Origin of the sequence: Aliidiomarina celeris (genome assembly GCF_003316875.1) — a bacterium.
GTDB lineage: Bacteria > Pseudomonadota > Gammaproteobacteria > Enterobacterales > Alteromonadaceae > Aliidiomarina > Aliidiomarina celeris.
On the sequence record NZ_QMIL01000010.1, the window covers coordinates 1 to 3,172 of the forward strand.

The window sequence follows — 3,172 nt, forward strand, 5'->3', positions numbered from 1 at the left end:
GTTGTATGGTTAAGTGACTAAGCGTACACGGTGGATGCCTTGGCAGTTGGAGGCGATGAAGGACGTACTAACTTGCGATAAGCCTAGTTGAGCCAGTAAGAGGCGCATGAGACTAGGATTTCCGAATGGGGAAACCCAGTGAGTTTACTCACTATCCTTAACTGAATACATAGGTTAAGGAGGCGAACGAGGGGAACTGAAACATCTAAGTACCCTTAGGAAAAGAAATCAAATGAGATTCCGTTAGTAGCGGCGAGCGAACGCGGATTAGCCCTTAAGCTTGATAAGATGCAGTGGAACACTCTGGAAAGTGTGGCGATAGAGGGTGATAGCCCCGTACACGAAGTGTGTTATCAAGTGAAAACGAGTAGGTCGGGACACGTGTTATCTTGACTGAATATGGGGGGACCATCCTCCAAGGCTAAATACTCCCAACTGACCGATAGTGAACCAGTACCGTGAGGGAAAGGCGAAAAGAACCCCTGTGAGGGGAGTGAAATAGAACCTGAAACCGTGTACGTACAAGCAGTAGGAGCGGGCTCGTCCCGTGACTGCGTACCTTTTGTATAATGGGTCAGCGACTTACATTTTGTAGCAAGGTTAACCGAATAGGGTAGCCGTAGGGAAACCGAGTCTTAACTGGGCGTGTAGTTGCAAGGTGTAGACCCGAAACCGGGCGATCTAGCCATGGGCAGGTTGAAGGTTGAGTAACATCAACTGGAGGACCGAACTCACTAATGTTGAAAAATTAGGAGATGACCTGTGGCTCGGAGTGAAAGGCTAATCAAGCCCGGAGATAGCTGGTTCTCCCCGAAATCTATTTAGGTAGAGCCTCGGACGAATACCATTGGGGGTAGAGCACTGTTTCGGCTAGGGGGTCATCCCGACTTACCAACCCGATGCAAACTCCGAATACCAATGAGTACTATCCGGGAGACACACGGCGGGTGCTAACGTCCGTCGTGAAGAGGGAAACAACCCAGACCGCCAGCTAAGGTCCCGAAGTCATGGTTCAGTGGGAAACGATGTGGGAAGGCATAGACAGCTAGGAGGTTGGCTTAGAAGCAGCCACCCTTTAAAGAAAGCGTAATAGCTCACTAGTCGAGTCGGCCTGCGCGGAAGATGTAACGGGGCTAAACCATGCACCGAAGCTGCGGCTGCGAATGCATTTATGTGTTTGCGGGGTAGGGGAGCGTTCTGTAAGCCGTTGAAGGTGGATTGAGAAGTCTGCTGGAGGTATCAGAAGTGCGAATGCTGACATGAGTAACGATAATGGGAGTGAAAAACTCCCACGCCGGAAGACCAAGGGTTCCTATCCCATGCTAATCAGGGTAGGGTGAGTCGGCCCCTAAGGCGAGGCAGAAATGCGTAGTCGATGGGAAACAGGTTAATATTCCTGTACTTTTTTATACTGCGATGGGGTGACGGAGAAGGCTAGGCAAGCGCGGCGTTGGTAGTCCGCGTGAAAGTGAGTAGGTTGAGAATTTAGGCAAATCCGGATTCTTAAGACTGAGACACGAGACGAGCTCCTAAGGGAGCGAAGTTGTTGATGCCCTGCTTCCAGGAAAATCCTCTAAGCTTCAGGTATAAAAGAACCGTACCCGAAACCGACACAGGTGGTCAGGTAGAGAATACTAAGGCGCTTGAGAGAACTCGGGTGAAGGAACTAGGCAAAATAGTACCGTAACTTCGGGAGAAGGTACGCCCTTATTTGTGAAGGCCTCGCGCTGTAAGCAGATGAGGGTCGCAGTGACCAGGTGGCTGGGACTGTTTATTAAAAACACAGCACTCTGCAAACTCGAAAGAGGACGTATAGGGTGTGACACCTGCCCGGTGCCGGAAGGTTAATTGATGGGGTTATCTTCGGAGAAGCTCTTGATCGAAGCCCCGGTAAACGGCGGCCGTAACTATAACGGTCCTAAGGTAGCGAAATTCCTTGTCGGGTAAGTTCCGACCTGCACGAATGGTGTAACCATGGCCACGCTGTCTCCACCCGAGACTCAGTGAAATTGAAATCGCTGTGAAGATGCAGTGTACCCGCGGCTAGACGGAAAGACCCCGTGAACCTTTACTACAGCTTGGCACTGAACATTGAACCTACATGTGTAGGATAGGTGGGAGGCTTTGAAGCGTGAACGCTAGTTTGCGTGGAGCCGCCCTTGAAATACCACCCTTGTATGTTTGATGTTCTAACGTCGGTCCCTTATCGGGATTGCGGACAGTGTCTGGTGGGTAGTTTGACTGGGGCGGTCTCCTCCCAAAGAGTAACGGAGGAGCACGAAGGTTGGCTAAGTACGGTCGGACATCGTACGGTTAGTGCAAAGGCATAAGCCAGCTTAACTGCGAGACAGACACGTCGAGCAGGTGCGAAAGCAGGTCTTAGTGATCCGGTGGTTCTGAATGGAAGGGCCATCGCTCAACGGATAAAAGGTACTCCGGGGATAACAGGCTGATACCGCCCAAGAGTTCATATCGACGGCGGTGTTTGGCACCTCGATGTCGGCTCATCACATCCTGGGGCTGAAGTCGGTCCCAAGGGTATGGCTGTTCGCCATTTAAAGTGGTACGCGAGCTGGGTTTAGAACGTCGTGAGACAGTTCGGTCCCTATCTGCCGTGGGCGTTTGAGAATTGAAAGGGGTTGCTCCTAGTACGAGAGGACCGGAGTGAACGAACCGCTGGTGTTCGGGTTGTCATGCCAATGGCACTGCCCGGTAGCTACGTTCGGAATCGATAACCGCTGAAAGCATCTAAGCGGGAAGCGAGCCTTGAGATGAGTTCTCACTAGCATGTAATTGCTCTAAAGGGTTGTTGAAGACTACAACGTTGATAGGCAGGGTGTGGAAGCGCTGTAAGGCGTTGAGCTAACCTGTACTAATTGCCCGTGAGGCTTAACCATACAACACCGAAGGGGTGTTGTGACGTGAATACGTACACCAATGTAGGTGCTGCAGTGCAGCAGGTGGGTGAGATATTTGGCGGTAGGTACTGCAATGCAGTACGACCATCAAGCTTCGATTTATCAGCTTTGTTTAAATTATACAGAATTTGTCTGGCGGCCATAGCGACGTGGAACCACCTGAATCCATTCCGAACTCAGAAGTGAAACATGTCAGCGCCGATGGTAGTGTGGGGCCTCCCCATGTGAGAGTAGGACACCGCCAGGCATCCAAA

2 rRNA genes are annotated in these 3,172 nt (G+C 51.2%); both read left to right on the top strand.

The window, feature by feature from the left end:
• Positions 1-7: 7 nt before the first annotated feature.
• Positions 8-2,897, top strand: a 23S ribosomal RNA gene (locus tag DQW12_RS13240).
• Positions 2,898-3,049: 152 nt separating this feature from the next.
• Positions 3,050-3,165: ribosomal RNA gene (gene rrf / locus DQW12_RS13245) — 5S ribosomal RNA — on the top strand.
• The last annotated feature ends 7 nt before the right edge of the window (positions 3,166-3,172 follow it).